Origin of the sequence: Pseudomonas syringae pv. tagetis (genome assembly GCF_022557255.1) — a bacterium.
GTDB classification, from domain to species: Bacteria; Pseudomonadota; Gammaproteobacteria; order Pseudomonadales; family Pseudomonadaceae; genus Aquipseudomonas; species Aquipseudomonas caricapapayae.
In genome coordinates this window covers 1,907,241-1,921,305 of record NZ_CP092923.1, presented here as the reverse complement: position 1 = coordinate 1,921,305, position 14,065 = coordinate 1,907,241, and the positions used below count along the sequence as shown (strand labels likewise).

At 58.7% G+C, this 14,065-nt stretch carries 19 protein-coding genes; all 19 read right to left on the bottom strand.

The features are described 5' to 3' along the window. Window positions 1–26: 26 nt before the first annotated feature. The 19 genes from MME58_RS08835 to MME58_RS08745 all read right to left on the bottom strand — a co-directional run bounded on the left by MME58_RS08835 (window position 27) and on the right by MME58_RS08745 (window position 13,988). The gene (locus MME58_RS08835) at window positions 27–605 is read right to left on the bottom strand and encodes a tail assembly protein (protein WP_055006353.1); all 579 of its coding nucleotides are present in this window, start codon (window positions 603–605) and stop codon (window positions 27–29) included. Window positions 606–675: 70 nt separating this feature from the next. Continuing rightward, on the bottom strand, window positions 676–1,068 hold the full coding sequence (locus tag MME58_RS08830; RefSeq protein WP_055006352.1) for a hypothetical protein: 393 nt from the start codon (window positions 1,066–1,068) through the stop codon (window positions 676–678). 104 nt (window positions 1,069–1,172) lie between these two features. Further along, a complete protein-coding gene (locus MME58_RS08825) occupies window positions 1,173–1,934 on the bottom strand; it encodes a C40 family peptidase (RefSeq protein ID WP_055006351.1) in 762 nt (253 codons plus the stop codon). Window positions 1,935–1,936: 2 nt separating this feature from the next. Then, window positions 1,937–2,686: a phage minor tail protein L gene (locus tag MME58_RS08820; RefSeq protein WP_055006350.1), complete on the bottom strand. Its 750-nt coding sequence runs from the start codon at window positions 2,684–2,686 to the stop codon at window positions 1,937–1,939. Between the two features lie 9 nt (window positions 2,687–2,695). Next, complete coding sequence (locus MME58_RS08815) at window positions 2,696–3,034, bottom strand: phage tail protein (RefSeq protein WP_055006349.1); 339 nt, start codon at window positions 3,032–3,034, stop codon at window positions 2,696–2,698. A gap of 2 nt (window positions 3,035–3,036) precedes the next feature. Beyond that, on the bottom strand, window positions 3,037–6,522 hold the full coding sequence (locus MME58_RS08810; RefSeq protein WP_055006348.1) for a phage tail tape measure protein: 3,486 nt from the start codon (window positions 6,520–6,522) through the stop codon (window positions 3,037–3,039). Window positions 6,523–6,532: 10 nt separating this feature from the next. Beyond that, on the bottom strand, window positions 6,533–6,781 hold the full coding sequence (locus MME58_RS08805; RefSeq protein ID WP_055006347.1) for a DUF1799 domain-containing protein: 249 nt from the start codon (window positions 6,779–6,781) through the stop codon (window positions 6,533–6,535). Window positions 6,782–6,843: 62 nt separating this feature from the next. Further along, window positions 6,844–7,227: a phage tail assembly chaperone gene (locus MME58_RS08800; RefSeq protein ID WP_055006346.1), complete on the bottom strand. Its 384-nt coding sequence runs from the start codon at window positions 7,225–7,227 to the stop codon at window positions 6,844–6,846. A 3-nt stretch (window positions 7,228–7,230) separates the two neighbouring features. Then, window positions 7,231–7,887 (bottom strand): phage tail protein, encoded by a 657-nt coding sequence (locus tag MME58_RS08795; protein ID WP_241409122.1) that lies wholly within the window; start codon window positions 7,885–7,887, stop codon window positions 7,231–7,233. A gap of 70 nt (window positions 7,888–7,957) precedes the next feature. After that, window positions 7,958–8,374, bottom strand: a complete 417-nt coding sequence (locus MME58_RS08790) for a phage tail terminator-like protein (protein WP_055006544.1) — start codon at window positions 8,372–8,374, stop codon at window positions 7,958–7,960. Continuing rightward, entirely contained in the window at window positions 8,371–8,808 is a 438-nt protein-coding gene (locus MME58_RS08785) for an HK97 gp10 family phage protein (RefSeq protein ID WP_122239130.1), read from the bottom strand. The genes MME58_RS08790 and MME58_RS08785 overlap by 4 nt, the downstream gene beginning before the upstream one ends. Beyond that, window positions 8,808–9,194 carry a hypothetical protein gene (locus tag MME58_RS08780; protein WP_055006545.1) on the bottom strand — a complete coding sequence of 129 codons (387 nt, stop codon included), beginning with the start codon at window positions 9,192–9,194 and terminating at the stop codon, window positions 8,808–8,810. Before MME58_RS08780 ends, MME58_RS08785 begins: the two co-directional genes overlap by 1 nt. Continuing rightward, window positions 9,194–10,204 carry a hypothetical protein gene (locus tag MME58_RS08775; protein WP_233590946.1) on the bottom strand — a complete coding sequence of 337 codons (1,011 nt, stop codon included), beginning with the start codon at window positions 10,202–10,204 and terminating at the stop codon, window positions 9,194–9,196. Before MME58_RS08775 ends, MME58_RS08780 begins: the two co-directional genes overlap by 1 nt. Window positions 10,205–10,248: 44 nt before the next feature. Next, on the bottom strand, window positions 10,249–10,770 hold the full coding sequence (locus MME58_RS08770) for a DnaT-like ssDNA-binding protein (RefSeq protein WP_055006547.1): 522 nt from the start codon (window positions 10,768–10,770) through the stop codon (window positions 10,249–10,251). A gap of 36 nt (window positions 10,771–10,806) precedes the next feature. Further along, on the bottom strand, window positions 10,807–10,965 hold the full coding sequence (locus tag MME58_RS08765) for a hypothetical protein (protein WP_158506070.1): 159 nt from the start codon (window positions 10,963–10,965) through the stop codon (window positions 10,807–10,809). Window positions 10,966–11,019: 54 nt separating this feature from the next. After that, window positions 11,020–11,403, bottom strand: a complete 384-nt coding sequence (locus MME58_RS08760; protein ID WP_055006548.1) for a hypothetical protein — start codon at window positions 11,401–11,403, stop codon at window positions 11,020–11,022. Window positions 11,404–11,413: 10 nt separating this feature from the next. Then, the gene (locus MME58_RS08755) at window positions 11,414–12,373 is read right to left on the bottom strand and encodes a DUF2184 domain-containing protein (protein ID WP_055006549.1); all 960 of its coding nucleotides are present in this window, start codon (window positions 12,371–12,373) and stop codon (window positions 11,414–11,416) included. A 1-nt stretch (window position 12,374) separates the two neighbouring features. After that, the gene (locus MME58_RS08750; protein WP_055006550.1) at window positions 12,375–12,851 is read right to left on the bottom strand and encodes a structural cement protein Gp24; all 477 of its coding nucleotides are present in this window, start codon (window positions 12,849–12,851) and stop codon (window positions 12,375–12,377) included. A gap of 9 nt (window positions 12,852–12,860) precedes the next feature. Then, window positions 12,861–13,988: a DUF2213 domain-containing protein gene (locus MME58_RS08745; protein WP_055006551.1), complete on the bottom strand. Its 1,128-nt coding sequence runs from the start codon at window positions 13,986–13,988 to the stop codon at window positions 12,861–12,863. Window positions 13,989–14,065: the final 77 nt, after the last annotated feature.

Sequence of the window (14,065 nt, the reverse complement as noted above, 5' to 3'; positions counted from 1 at the left end):
TGGGCGGCCTGTTGGATTCGTGGTGGTTACGTCTTGTCTTCGGCGTATATTGATGCGGAGATGATCGCCCCGCCCCAGCGCCGCTCACCGATGCAGATCGGCACCGGGTTGCCGCTGGCGGTTGTGTTCTTGGCGCTGCCGAAGGCGTAGGAGGGGGAGTTTTCGGGCGCTGCGCTCTGCTTGATGCCTGCCGCTTGAGGGCTAAGCATCTGGATCACGCCGCCAGCCAGCAAGGCGATGCCCGCGGGGGCCGTGGGGGCTCCGAAGAAGCTTGCTGCGATCAGTACAACGCCAAGTACGGTCTGTATCAGGCCTCCCCGCTTACTACCCTGAATCACCGGCACCACCCTGACCTCGCGAGAACCTCCAAGCCCGAAGCCTTCCTCCCCGACGTTCTGGCCGTTGCGGAATATCGCGAAACGCATGCCCAGCCGATCAAGTCGACGAATCTCTTCAGCAAAACCTTCCAGAGTTGCCTTGAGGGCCTTGAATACCTCCCAGGTCTGACCTGAGTCTATCTGCCTGCGATGTACGCGACCAAACTTGCGGGCCAGTGATCCAGACAGCTTGATCGTGGTCATAGGCGAGTATTGAATTGCCGCCATGGGTTTCTCCGGGCATTAAAAAGCCGCCCGGAGGCGGCATGCAATTAATTCGATTTTGCTGAATACGTGACTACAGAATCTTCACAGGGATGTTGCTGGTCCCCATATCCCAGCCACCAACTAAACGGTCGTTCCTAAGCAAAAACCTGTAATTTCTGGCGCCTACATAACCGCCAAAACTGTTTTTCGCGTTTACCGCGACCTCAAGCAGATAGCCGCCCTCAACCTTTCTACCCTCAAACACGCTGCCAACCACATAACCCCTATACACAGAGCCGAAACTGTATCTGGCCGATTCAGGATCTTTCAGGTATCCCTGGAAAAATCTCTTAACAGATTTCTCTGCGTCAGCTTGATAAACCGAAGCGCCATAGTCGGCGCTTTGGATCTGCTCAGGCGTGGGTTTTGAAGCGCACCCTGAAAGAGAAAGAACGAGAACAAGGAACATCAATAAAACGCGCATAAATTACTCTCCATGTGTAGCGCGAGAATATCAATTTTTTTGGTTATGCATAGGTATTTTGGCCGAGACACGATCAGCATATATAGAGGTCCATGCCACGGCATTCAAACGCCAGTTGGTCGTGTGTGCCTGAGGATCAGCCGCGTTCGATCAAGCCACGGACCACCGAACACGATGATCTCCGACTGTCTTCCATATAGATGGTGCAATAGGAACGGACCGGGGCCGAATACTTCGCTTTCTTCACCGGCCAGCGAAGGGTCCGCGCCGAGATAGATGCCAGCGTGGTTCGGATGCTTCGTCCGCCCTACCTCCATCACGATCATGTCGCCGCGCTGCGGCTGATCAACCCTGACGAACCCGGCCGCCTCGTAATTGGCTTCATACAGGCTTTCCGCATCCGCACTTTCCCACCATCCGTCTGTACGCTCAAATGCTTCGAAATCCAGGCCGAACTCGCGCTTGTACCAATCGGCGCAGACCTGCCAGCAGTCCCAAGCGCCATGCACAAAGGGTCGCTTCAATAGCGGTGTATTGCCGATGGGCACTATGGTACGCAGGTCTCCCTCGGGCCAACTGAGGATATGCCAGGGCAGCTCCGTAGCTTCGCACATCGCCAGGTCGCGCGGTGAAGGTCTGCTGGTAGCGTCGGGGTGCGAGTGGACAACTCCGATGACGGAGCCCAGGTCTTCCGCCGCTGCGTAATCCTCGGGGCTGATGCGGAACTCTTCCTTTGGGTCGGTTGCCGTGTTGGAGCAGGGAAAGTACTGCTGCTTTCGCCCCACGCTCAGTAACAGCCCGCAGCACTCGCGCGGGTACTCAGCAACCGCGTGCGCCTGCACGGCCGCCAGGATGTATTTCAGCATGGTCAGCTCCGCGCGATCAGGGATACGGCGGGGAAACCGCCAAAGGGTACTTCGTTGCCAGCCCCGAAGCGTGGCGTGCATCCGCGCGTCAACGTGGCATCGCAGACATCAAGTTCAGGGTTATCGGTGGGTTGCCCGTCCTTATCGACGTATGGACCGGTGTAGCCGCAGTTCGGCCCGCGATACCCACCAGTGAGGCACCAGTGACAAAGCGTGGTCATCTGCCTGCCAATCGATTCGCCGCCGACGTCGCCCGGACTGGCCAACTCCCAACTGACCGTTTCACCGTCCTCATTGGTTTTCTGATCGAGATACCAGACCTCAATAGATTCCTGAGTCGGATCAGCGTCGGGGTTGCCGCCAGGGAAGTTGTCGGCGTCCAGATACCGGCCGAGCGTGTGCCGCATCGTCAACTTGAACTCAAGCAAATCCTCGAATGCCAAGCAGAGCGCCGTGATGCGACCGTTGACGTTGCCCACTGAAAGCGTGGGCCGAACTGCCGTGCCGTCGCCATTTGCTTCTATGCCATCAATCTGCATGGGCCAGGCACCGTACTCGTTGCCTTGCCACCAGATTGATTTGGCAGGCAACTGGTCAGCGTCCAAGCCGACGGCGAGAAGTTCGGCTGGCGTGTGCGGGATGGCGTGACCATGAAAGCGCAGAATGTCTGCGCCGTAGTCAGAGCCATCCAGCTCAAACAGCAACGCTTCGCTGCCTGGCTCAAGCGCCTGGATGTCAGCAATCAACGGCATGAGAAGTCCTTAAGGGTGAAAGGCCCGGTCGAACGTGGCCGTCAATTTGAATGCGATGCCGCCCATCGGGGTGGGCACTGGGTTTTTGCAGGTGAACAGGCCGAGCTGTCCGAGCGGCGTGGTCCAAAGGAACGCTTTCGCCCCGGCGTGCCTGTCGAGAAACTCCATAATCTGCAAGACACGCTCTTTCGTTCCGGTGAATGTGATCGGGTATGAGTCCTCCTTGTTGTTCGGCCCGTCGCCAACATCCTGTTTGTAGCCGTTGCCAAACTGGGAGGTGCGCACCCGATAAGTGATATCGGGCGCGTCTCCGTGCTGGGTGGGCCAGGTAAAGGTTTCAATCGCCATAACTACCTGCCATTTGTGAGCCTCCAGATCGAGCCGCCAGGTTGCAACGCTCGAGCGATTGCAGTCTCAGCCTCGGCTTTTGCTGCTTGCTGTATGCCTTTGCCGAGTTGCGTGGAAGCCTCCTGGCTGCTCGCGCCGCCAGAATCGCCAGTCGTCTGAACTGATACCGAGACGGGGAAATTGTAGGTGTTGCTTCCGCTGCTCCCGCCTCCACCCAGCGCCCGGACTCCAAGCTGTCCACCGGCAGTGCGAGTAAGCGGCATGATCGCTTCGTCACCCGCCTCGCCCATCACCCCCACGCCTCCGCCAGCCATACCAAACGCCGTCGGCTTGCTGACGATGCTGTTGGTGAACGCCGCGCCGTTGGCAAACATCTGCACGCCGTTAGACCATGCACCGCCATTGGCCTGGGCAACGCCGGACCAGCCACTTAGCGCAGCGTCGCTGTATCCAGCGGCTGTAGAGCCTGCAGCCGAGCTGACCGAGGTGGCTGCCGATCCTCCGCTGAAGTAGCTTGTGGCTGCCCCAAAAAGGCTGCCGAGCAAAGCAGAGCTAGCCTGACGAGTTGCGATACGAGCCATGTCGGACAAAATAGATTTTGTAAAATCAGCGAACGAAAACTTCCCTGAGATAACAAAGTTCGCCAGAGAGTCATCCATGCTGTCAAAGGCATTCGTGAATAGCGTTTTTGTTTGTCCGGCTACATCTCTGGCCTGCTCAAGATAATCCTGGAACGCAGACGATGCTCCTGAACTCCAGCTGTTTTGAGCGACAGTCATGTCGTCGTAGTTGGCCTGAACCGTATCGCGCAGGTCCTGCTGGTTCTTGTTGAGTGCTGCCAGCTTCAGGTTGTACTCGTCGAGACTCATGCCCCGCGAGCCATCGCCGTACTGGTTGGCAAGCTCGACCTTCTGCTGGTTGATCCGGTCATCTACGGAGTTCTGCTGGTCCGTCAGTCCGCGCTGGCGATCACCCATACCAAGTGTTGCCGCAGAACGCTGCCCTTGCTGGCGTAGCGTTTTGGCCTGCTGCTCCAGGGCGCTGGTGTAGGTCGATACAGCCAATTCCTGCTTCTTGAGCCTGCCGGTCTCGCTGGTGGCTAAGACAGAAAGTTCGCTGTCGGCTTTTTTCTGCGCCTCAACCATTGAGGTGCGGGCGTCGGAGATTTTCTGATCAAGCTGGATGCGCTGCTCGGCGCTGGTGGACGCCTTGCCCTTAGCCGCCTCCAGAGCCGCTATCTCAGCCTCATAGGCTGACGTGACATCGCCCTTCTGCTGCTCGATGATCGCCGCGCGCTGGCTGGCATAGGACTCAGCGCTGATCAGCCCTGCCTTTTGCGATGCATCCAGCTCCTTCTGGATGCCATCGTAATAACCGGTGATCGACTTCAGCTGATTCTGAGCATCGTTGAATGCAGTCAGGTCGACCGCTTTTGAAGAGGCTGCGGGATCCTTAAATTGCTTCCTCGCAGCATCTCTCAGCTGCTCAAGTTCTGCGTTTGTGTAAACGCGGCCTCCTTGGGCTTCTGAGGATTTTTTGGCAAGGTCGTCAATCTCTTTGAGCCGATCCTTCAGCTTCTTTTGATTGCTATCTGTGGCCTTAAGGCTTGCGTTGAGTTTGTCCTGGGAAAGAATCGATGCTTCTTGCGCCCTTTGTCGCTCGCCAGTGAGCTTGGTGGTTAAAACCTGCTCCTGGTTATAAAGCTTAAGAACTCGAAGCCGCTCTTCGTCCTGCGACTTCGTGTTTCCGACCTCCATCATGTCTGGGTTGTCAGCACCTATTATCGGAATGCTTGCATACGATCCTGGATTCGCCAGCTTTGTTTCTAGGGCGCTGATTTGGTCGCCCAGCGTTTCCTGCCGGCCTATCCCAAGCGTTGCATCAAGCGCACCTTTGGCGGCATCCTTGATACCCTTCCAGCCCTTCTCAATTATTCCCAAATTGAGAGATATCTGGCCTGCACGGTCCTCGATCGTTTTGGCATAGGTATCGGTCAGAAGCTTGGCAGCACCGATGGTGTCGCCCTGCTCCTTCAGTGCGGTAATTTGCGAATACACCGACGCTGTAAGGAAATGATATTGCTCATTGAGCGTCTTCGCCGCCGCCACGGGATCCTTGGCAATCTTTACAAACTCAGCGATTGTCGAATCAACAGATTTGCCGGTGGCATCTTCCATGGATGCGGCGGCATCTGCGATGACCTTGAAGCTTGTTGAGGCGATAGCACCGCTCGAAGCCATTTTAGCCAGTGAGGCGGCGGCCTCGCCAATTGTCCCATTGGTGGCACTCACCTGCTTGGCCAAATCTGCAAGCTGGTACGCAGATGTCCCGGCGTAATTACCGGTGAGAATTAGAGATTTATTGTATTCATCTGACTCTTTGCTGCCCTGGGAGTATCCGTAGATCAAAGCCGCGAGCGCAGCTGCGGCCGCCGCAGCTCCAACTAGTATCGCCCCAAAACCTGAACTTACACCGGCACCTGCTGCTCTCAATGCATCAGCAGCTTCCTTGGCATTTTTGCTGGCATCAGCCGCAGTGTTTGCGCCCTCAGCCATTGCGCCGAGACCAGCGCCGGCAGCTTCTGCCCCGTCGGCGGCCGCTTTAGCGCCGGTTCCGACACTTTCAAAAGCCTCACCTACTGCGCCTATTCCCCCGCCTATGCCGAGAATGGATTTGATCTTGCCACCCAGCACGTCGATCGTTGGCCCAATGCCGCCGAACGAATCTTTGATCTGACCGCCCTGCTGAATCAGCACCAACAAAGGGTTCTGGCCGCCGGCAAGGCTGGTAAAAATATCCGAAAACTGCGCGGGTAACTGCCGTAACGCCGCCTGGGTCTGGGCAGTCGATACGCCGGTGCTTTTTACGGCGTCACTGAATTCGCCCAGCTTCTGCCGGGAGGCGTCAATGCGCGTGGAATAATCGCGGAACGTCTCTGAATCGATCAGTCCCGCGTTTTTGTACTTCTGCAGCTCTGCCTGCTGCTGATCGAGCTTATCAAGCGCGGCCACAGCCGGGTTGATCCTACCGAGAAGCGCCGACAATCCTTCAGCCTGAACGCCAGTAGCGGCGGCCGCCTGCTTGGTGGATGTGGTCAGCTGATCGGTGGAGCCTACCAGAGCGTCAGATTCAGCCTGAAGACGACGCCGAAGCGCTGCCAGACTTTCGGCAGACGATGCGGAGCTATCCACGGCTGACGTATTAGCAGTGACGCTGGCTGTCAGGCGCTGGTAATACTCGCTCGAATCCAGCGAAGCCTTGGCCATCGCTGTGAGCCGAGCTATCGCCTGATCAGTGGTTTCGTTGAGCCTACCCTCTGCAGAGGAAAGCCCTGATGCAGAGTTTGTGGCCTTGTCGAAGCCAGCGGCTACACCTTCCGCGGCTTTCTCGGCACGCCCGCCAGCGGCAGCGAGCTTGTCCAGTTCCGTGGTCGCCTGTGCGGCATCGCTGGAATCAACCTTGATGCCGAGCTCAGCAATGTTCGTCATGAGCGCTCCGTTATTTCGATTCGCTCATAACGAGCAGTGCTTCGACTTCCAGCGTGCGGAGGTCTGAAAAGATGCCAGGCAGCTCGCTGCGCTTCATGCCGGTCATCTGGGCGGTTGCTGGGATAGCGGCGTAATCAAGCCCGGACGCGCCACCCGGGCCTGTGCGCCACTGCGTAGACAGGGACTCGAACAGTCGGAAGGCGCGCCAGGCATCCGGCCATACCTCGATTTCCTCGTCTGGGATGTCGGCCTTGGTCATTCCGAAGGCCGCAAGCTGCTGATCGGACGGCCCAGGCTCGTACAGCGCCCGAGCCGCCGCCCTCAGTTTCCCAGGCGGGCCGGGTCGTAAGCGCCCTGGTACGCCTCGATGACTGCCTGAGGCGCGCCGACGCAGGTGGTCACCAATGCAGTGATCGATTCGTGGCTGAACTTGTCATCGAAGCCCCAGCCGGTCACCACGTCTTTGATCTGCTGAACTTGCAGCAGGATCTCGGCCGACGTCACCTCTTGCCAGGTCATGCCGTCTTCGGCGGTCTTGGTGTTCAGGTCCTTGCGGGCCTTGTTCCACGACTCGAACATCTCGGCCAGGGCCTTACGGTCCATGTACTTGAATTCGAAGTCGACCTTCACTGGCGACTCACCGATACGCGGGATCATCACCGGCGCCTTGAACGTCGGGTTGTGAGCGATCTTGATCTTGGGCATGAGTTACGCCACCACTGCCGAGTAACGGGTTGGACGGCCTGCCAGAGACAGCGTGATGACCCGGGTCATCAGGTTGTTTCGGGACAGGGCGGGGGTCGACGTGATGGTCACGTACGCGTTGTAGAGGATGCTGTCGCCGTTTGGCAGGTTCAGGCGCAATACGCGCGCGACCTTGTCCTCGTCGGCAGCCTCAACCACGGCCACGTACGGCAGATCAGGGTCGTCTGCGACCGTCACCGCCATGCTGATCGGGTTTTTGGTGGTCGGCAGCTGTCGATCGTCATCGTCGGCCAGGAAGCCAAAGGTCAGAAACTGCTGGTCGCCGCCACTGGTGGCCACGTCGGTGATCTGCGAAATTTCGGTGAATGCTGTTACCTCGCGCACCGAGCCAGCGCCCGAACCTACCGGGTAAGGCTGGGTGTTCAGGGTGTTGATGCGCTCCAGGGCGAACGTGCCGGTCAGGCTGTTTGCCACGCGCGCGGCGCGATCATTAAGGCGGGTCCAGCCGGATGTCAGAGCGATGATGTCGCCGTCACTCAGGCCGTGAGCGGCTGCGGTGGCCACCGCAGGGTTTGCATTGCTCAGCGCCGTCACCGGGATGGCAGCGCCGTAGGCGGAAGCGATCTGGAGGGTTGCGCCGTTGGGGAGTCTGAAGCCCATTTAATTTTCCTCTTTGCAGAAATGACAAAACCCGCTCACTGGCGGGTTCTGGGTTTGCCCAGCGGGCGAATCAGTTGGTGTCGGACCGGTACTGGAATGACGCCGGTATGGTGAAAGCGTTTTCGTCTTGGATGCCGGGGCCTGGCGCAACGGGTGTCATGACAAGAGCAACCAGCCCTGCCCGAGTTATGCGCAGGTTCAGGGCGAACAGCGCTGCCAGTTCGTCCACGATGCCGCTGGCTTCGGTCCGGTATTTGCCGGATGGTGTGATGACATTGACCTGGAATACGCCGACGTAGACCCTGTGGTCGCCGCTGAGCGTATTGCTGCCGGTAACCGATGGAAGCGTGAAGGCGCGCAGGTACGTCTCTCCTGTCGCCGGACTGTAGGTTTCATTTTCGACGACCACTTTCAGCTGCTTGGCGCGAGCCTTTGCCCAGGCCAGCAGGCGCGACTCGAAGGCCGCCGAAATTATGTTGTGGCTCATGCCTGAGTATTCCTGATGGCTTCTTCGACGATCTGCTGGAAGCGAGCCAGGGTGATCTGCACCATTCCCGCAGGAGCCTGATCCGAGTGGCCGTACTCCAGCGGGATGCCGTAGACGAGGTTGTTCACGATATACGCAACTTGCCCCGCCTCAAGCTGGCTTGCTTGGGCGACCAATTCAGCGATTGTTTCGTGGCCCGCCTTGTCGTACTTATCCAGGCTTTGCAATGAAGGCTGGTCAATAGTGAGCTGCCAGTTGCCCTTGAATCGCCCCGTATCAACAGGTGAAAGAATCACTACCGATGTTCCGATCTCGATGACGACCGACCGAAACACCTCGTCTATCACCGACTTGGTGCTTTCGGCGAACGCGGTAAGGCTCTCAGCGAATCCGCCCTGCTGCCCGCCGTAGCGGCTGGTCATGTGGTTGGCCATTACTTGCGCACCTGCAGCTCGTAGCCGACCGACAGGCCTGCATAATTCCAGGGACCGACCGCAATCACGGTGTACGTGGTGCCGTCAAAGTCAATCCGATCATTGCTCTGTGGCAGCGGCATATCCTTACCATCAAGCTGCACAGGTGAAACAAGCAGCTTCACGTCGCCCCTGATGATCAGCGTCCCGTCGACGTACTTGCTTTCATACTCTTCGCGGAAGCCCGATCCGCTCAGAACCAATTCGGTGGGGGCCGAGGTGGCATCAGGGTCATACTCGCCAACTGTTTCGCGACGCAAGATCAGCTCCAGACCCTTCCCGCCCTTGCTGCGCGGAGCGAGCATGCGCGCTGCCAGGGCTTTTGCGCGATCATAGATATCTGGCATCACTTGCGCCTTATTCGGTAGATGGCAGTACACCGGCAACCGGCTCGATCATTCCAGTCGGCGCCCATCGACGAGTCGCCAGGATATTGAAGCAATGCTCCGGTAGGGCTTTGGAACGGCTGGTCTTTCTGAACCACCTGGCCGCCAAGAACAACGTGTGCGTGTCGCACCTTTTTGTCGCCGCGATCACGCCACTCTTTCTCGACCAGATTCCGATCCAGCCCCTTGGCAATCAACTGCTCGTAGACCTGGTCACGGCCAGCGCCAAACGACTCCAGCGCTTCGGCCTTGGAAAGCATTTCTGCATAGGTCTTCATCAGTCGTTCGGCGTAGCGACCTGCGATCTTGTCGACGTCCGCCTTGGCTACCGGCTTCCCGGCCTTGATAGCGCGGTTCACGATGCCATCGAAGCGACGGTCACGCCTGATGCGCTGCAGATACTTGCGCATCTCATCCGGGTTGCCGCCAAGCAACTGCTCGCGAGCATTTATGACAAACTGGGCGTAATTTCCCGGCAGGCCGACTACGCCACCGGATCGAGCGCCTGTTTGCGCGCTCTTGCGACCAATGAGATCAAGCGCAACCTGCCGAGGGGTGCGCACCATCGGGCTCGCACTTACTTCGACGCTTACGCCCGACTGCGAAGGCCTGCCACTGATCGGGTGTACCCTGCGGCGACTGGCAACCACTTCTCGGATGGCTGCGCGCACATCGATCTCTGAATTGACCCGGATCTCTTCGGCCTTCGCCGATATCCAGCGCTCTGCGACCGGCTCGCGCGCGTCGAACTCGAATCGTCCAATATCACGCGGGATAACGATCGCCTTGATTTCAAACTTGGCACCGGCGAGGAAGGCTGAGCGTGCCAGCTCCAGGAATACGGAAAGCGCACCCAGGCTCAGCAGCGCCACAAGACCATCCTCGTCCTCTTCGGTGATGAGTCGCTCAACTTCCGCTACCGTCACGGTGCCAACAACAGACTCAACCTGTGCCAGATAGGCCTGCTGCATCGCTGGCTCCAATCCTTCAATGGCTTGGATGATCTGCTCGGGCGTCATACCGTAAACACCGCTGGCAGCGTGTAACGAGCCACCAGCACCGGTGCAATCATCTCGTCGATGATGCTGATCACCGGGCGGACCGAGCCAGCAGCGTCTGCGCCGGTAGCAATGGCAAACTCGGTTTCCAGTGGGCCGACCTTCTCGCGTTTCACCATTGTGGCTGCCACGAAGTCAGGGCTGAGACTGCCGGGTTGGGTGATCTCTCTCAGCGCTGCTTCGTAAGTTGCCTGCTCGACCTCGATGGGAACCTGATCATCAGGGATCGGGTTGCCCTCGTAATCCTCTGCGCCGGTGCGCGGCCACTCCCTGGCTTGCCCTCTGCCCTCGGTCTTTACGCCAGGGAACAGTGACTGCCACATACCCGAAGCCATCAGCTTGCGGTAGCGGCCATCAATGTAAGCCGATGCCCGGATCAGCGCGGCCTGCTTCGCCATGTCTTCGCCAGTCCAGGCGGTGTTCGCGCGGGCGGCGTGATAGACGTCGGCATCTGCGACGTTTCCGTAAAAGTCTGGCATCGGGATGTCTCGAATAGGTGGCCCGAAGGCCTTGAATCAGGAGGCGAACATCTTGCAAAACGCCTTGGCGGCGCGAAGGGATGGAACCTTGCCAGTCTGCTTGAAGGATGCCAGTTCGCCACATTTTCGATACTCGAAGCCTTGCCCTGTTACGACCGCGATATGGCCGGAGCGCTCTGCTTTGATTTGGCTCATGTTCGAATCCTCGAATAGGTAGAGCGGCGAACCGCTCCGGTTTTTGCGGGGGTGTTACTGCTTGGCTGCAGCCAGTGCGGCTTGCAGGGCTTCCAGGTTCGCTTCCTTGTCGAACTCGACTTTCAGCTCGGTCAGCTCGTCGATAACCTTCTGCTTTTCAGCTGCGGCCTCGGCTTCTGCAAGACGCTTTTGCAGGGTCTCGATGCCAGAGTTCTTGCCAGCTTCGATACCCAGCGCTTTTAACTTGGCCAGCAGATCGGCCTTCTCGTCCGACTCAGGCTTCACAACTTCCTCAAAGCTGAGTGCGTCGATTTTGCGAGCCTGGACCAGATCATCGCCTTCAAGCGCCAGTTCCCGGCTTGCGCCGGGCTTGATCATCTTGATCGTGCCGCCCAGGTAAACGCCCCAAGGGGCGGTGCCGCTGTTCGTGACTTTCATGCTGTACCCCTTATGCAGGCTCGGAAACACGATCCATGTAGGCCATTGCGCCCGGCAAGCGGACCTCAACGCCACCGGTTCGCGCGATGATGCCGGTCTCGAAGCCCATGATCGACTTCTGGTGAACCGGCAGAACCATGCGAGGCATCGGCAGGTGGAAGCGAATCACGTCGATCGCCTTGCGGTATGCCACGATACGGCCGCCGCCGTCATTGCCGGCCGTAGACTGAGCGTCGGCAGTGAGAATGGTCAGCGGGCGCTTGGTACGGGCCGTGTACACGTTGGAAGTGATGAAGCGTTCCAGGATGGTCGGGCTGTTCGCTTCGGTGCCAACGAACGTGGTAGAGATGTAGTCCATCACTTCCAGCGGCAGAGAAATGGTGTCGGCCAGCTCAACGTTGTTCGAAGCCTGAGGGACCAGCTTCAGCAGGTTGTTCAGGTCGGCGAGCACCTGAAGCGGCGTCTTGTCCGCGAACAGCGTGGAGCCGTTCAGGCCAGTTGCGGCAGCGTTGATGGTCTGCACGTTGCTCTGGTTAGTGAAGCCGCGCCAGTTTTTCTCGGTGCTGCCGGTCACGGCGATGTCGTACAGCAGGCGCTCGGTGGAGCGACTGGCAGACATGGCCTTCAGATCGTTGAGGTTGCGGCCGTACAGAGCAGCGGTGTTGACCTCTTCCAGGTTCCACTCCCAGCCGGAGCCGATCATCGAGAAATCATGGGAGCCTTCACCGAACGACACCTGGTTGAAAGGCATGTCGTTGCCAGCGCCAGAGAGGAACTTGGCCTCACCCGCCAGCTGCTGGCTGTAGAACTGAGTGCCCACGGCCCACTGATTGCCCTCGGTGACAACCGGCATCAGATCGCGGTAGCTGTACTCCGGATAGCGCGCCTCGTAGATGGCCGCTTCGATGTTGCGGCCCTGGGCCACAACGAATGGCAACGCTGCTTGAGCGTCTTGAAAAGCTTGAGGCATGTTACGCGCTCCGGTTCTTGAGGGAGATTTCCACGATGTCGCCCGCGGCACCGGTGGTGTCGAAGAAGGCATTCGGGATCGGGCCAACAATGCCGGTGCCGGCCGCGTTGGTGTAGGTGTTGGAGGCGGTCACGAAGTAGACGGGATCACCATCAACCACAGGAGCGCTAACTGCGACGTACATCTGGCCGCGCTCACGGATGGCAGCGGTGCAGTACTGCGGGTAGCCATCGATCAGCGTCGAGCCTTTTGCCACAGCCGGTACGGCTGGGTTCAGCTTCGCGATGCCTAGGAACTTGCCGGTAGAGAACGGCACCACGCCGTGATCACCCGCACCGCGCTGAACTGGTTCGCCGAAGCGGACACCGGCAGCGTTTTCGATGGTACGACTGATGTCGTTCTTGATTTCTTCGTTCGCCGATGCGCCGTGCAGGCCTTTCGCTGGGCGATCCGGGTAGGACGTTTGATAAGCGGCCATGATGGCTCCTTACTTGGCAGGCTGGGTGGAGTTGAGGTCTTCCAGCATCTTGGCGCGCGCGGCGGCAGGGGGATTGCCGGCCGGCTTGCCGTCTTGCGCCTGGAAATGGCTGCGCACCGGGTCGTTGGCGGGGTTTTTGGCGGCGTCCTCGACGAGAATGTCGAAGCGCACAGCGATGTACGCGTCGTCCTTGCCAGTGACGGCAGCATCACCCAGCTTGGCGTGAACTGCTGCCTTGCGGATCTCGGCAGCTGTTTTGCCCGTGTAATCGGCATCCGCGATCACTTTCGCAACGCCGATCAGGTCGGCGCGCTCTTTCACGCGCGCGTCGATCTGGGCGTCGCTCAGGATTTTGGTCTTGGCGTCGTCCAGCTCGGCTTGCAGCTTGGACAAAGCTGCGTCTTTAACTGCCAACGCAGCGGAGTGCGCGTCGGTCAGGGTCTTGGTGGCACTGGCGGCATCGTTGAGCTGCTTGGCAAGCTTCTCGATGGCCTGTGCGCCTTGCTCGGTGACATCAATGGAGATGCCGTCGACAAGGAGTTTTCGCAGTGAATCAGCCATGTCATGGCCTCCTTTGGGGTTTTCTGGTTTGTGGTCACCGATGCGAAACTCTTCGCCAGCCCTGGCACGATGCTCAAGGCTGAGGTGATTCATTTTCATGGGGCCCACGCTGACGTGATAAGCGTGGCCCTCTGGCGTCACGCCATCCTGGAAGATGATTTCAGCGCCGTAGCCCATGGAAAGCTGCCGCTTACCGGCTTCGAAGTCAGAGATCGCCTTGGCATCCATGAGAACGAGCGGAACTTTCACTCGCTCTCCGTCACGGATGACCTCGCCACCAGTGTTGCCGACGGCTAAGTCCTTCCAGTTTTTGGAGTTGACGCCTGTGCCGCTCGGATGTCCGTTGGTCATTGGCCGATAGGCGTAAGAGTTCATGGCATCTTTGTGAAACACAGAGCTTTCAGGTCGGTACACCTTGACGATAGGGACGTCTCTCAGCCCATGTTCGTTGTTAGGGTCGATCTCGGTGCCCAGATAGTCCTGGATGCCGGTGCGAGCTACATACGCCTCGGCCACAAGGTATCCGTCCGCTGTGCGCCGAACGCCAGAGACCGGTATTGAGTCTGTGAAGATCATATCTACTCCGGTAGGTTGTACTGGCGTCTCGCCGGCCTGGCGAACACTTGGCGCTGCAGTATGTGAATGCCGCGCCG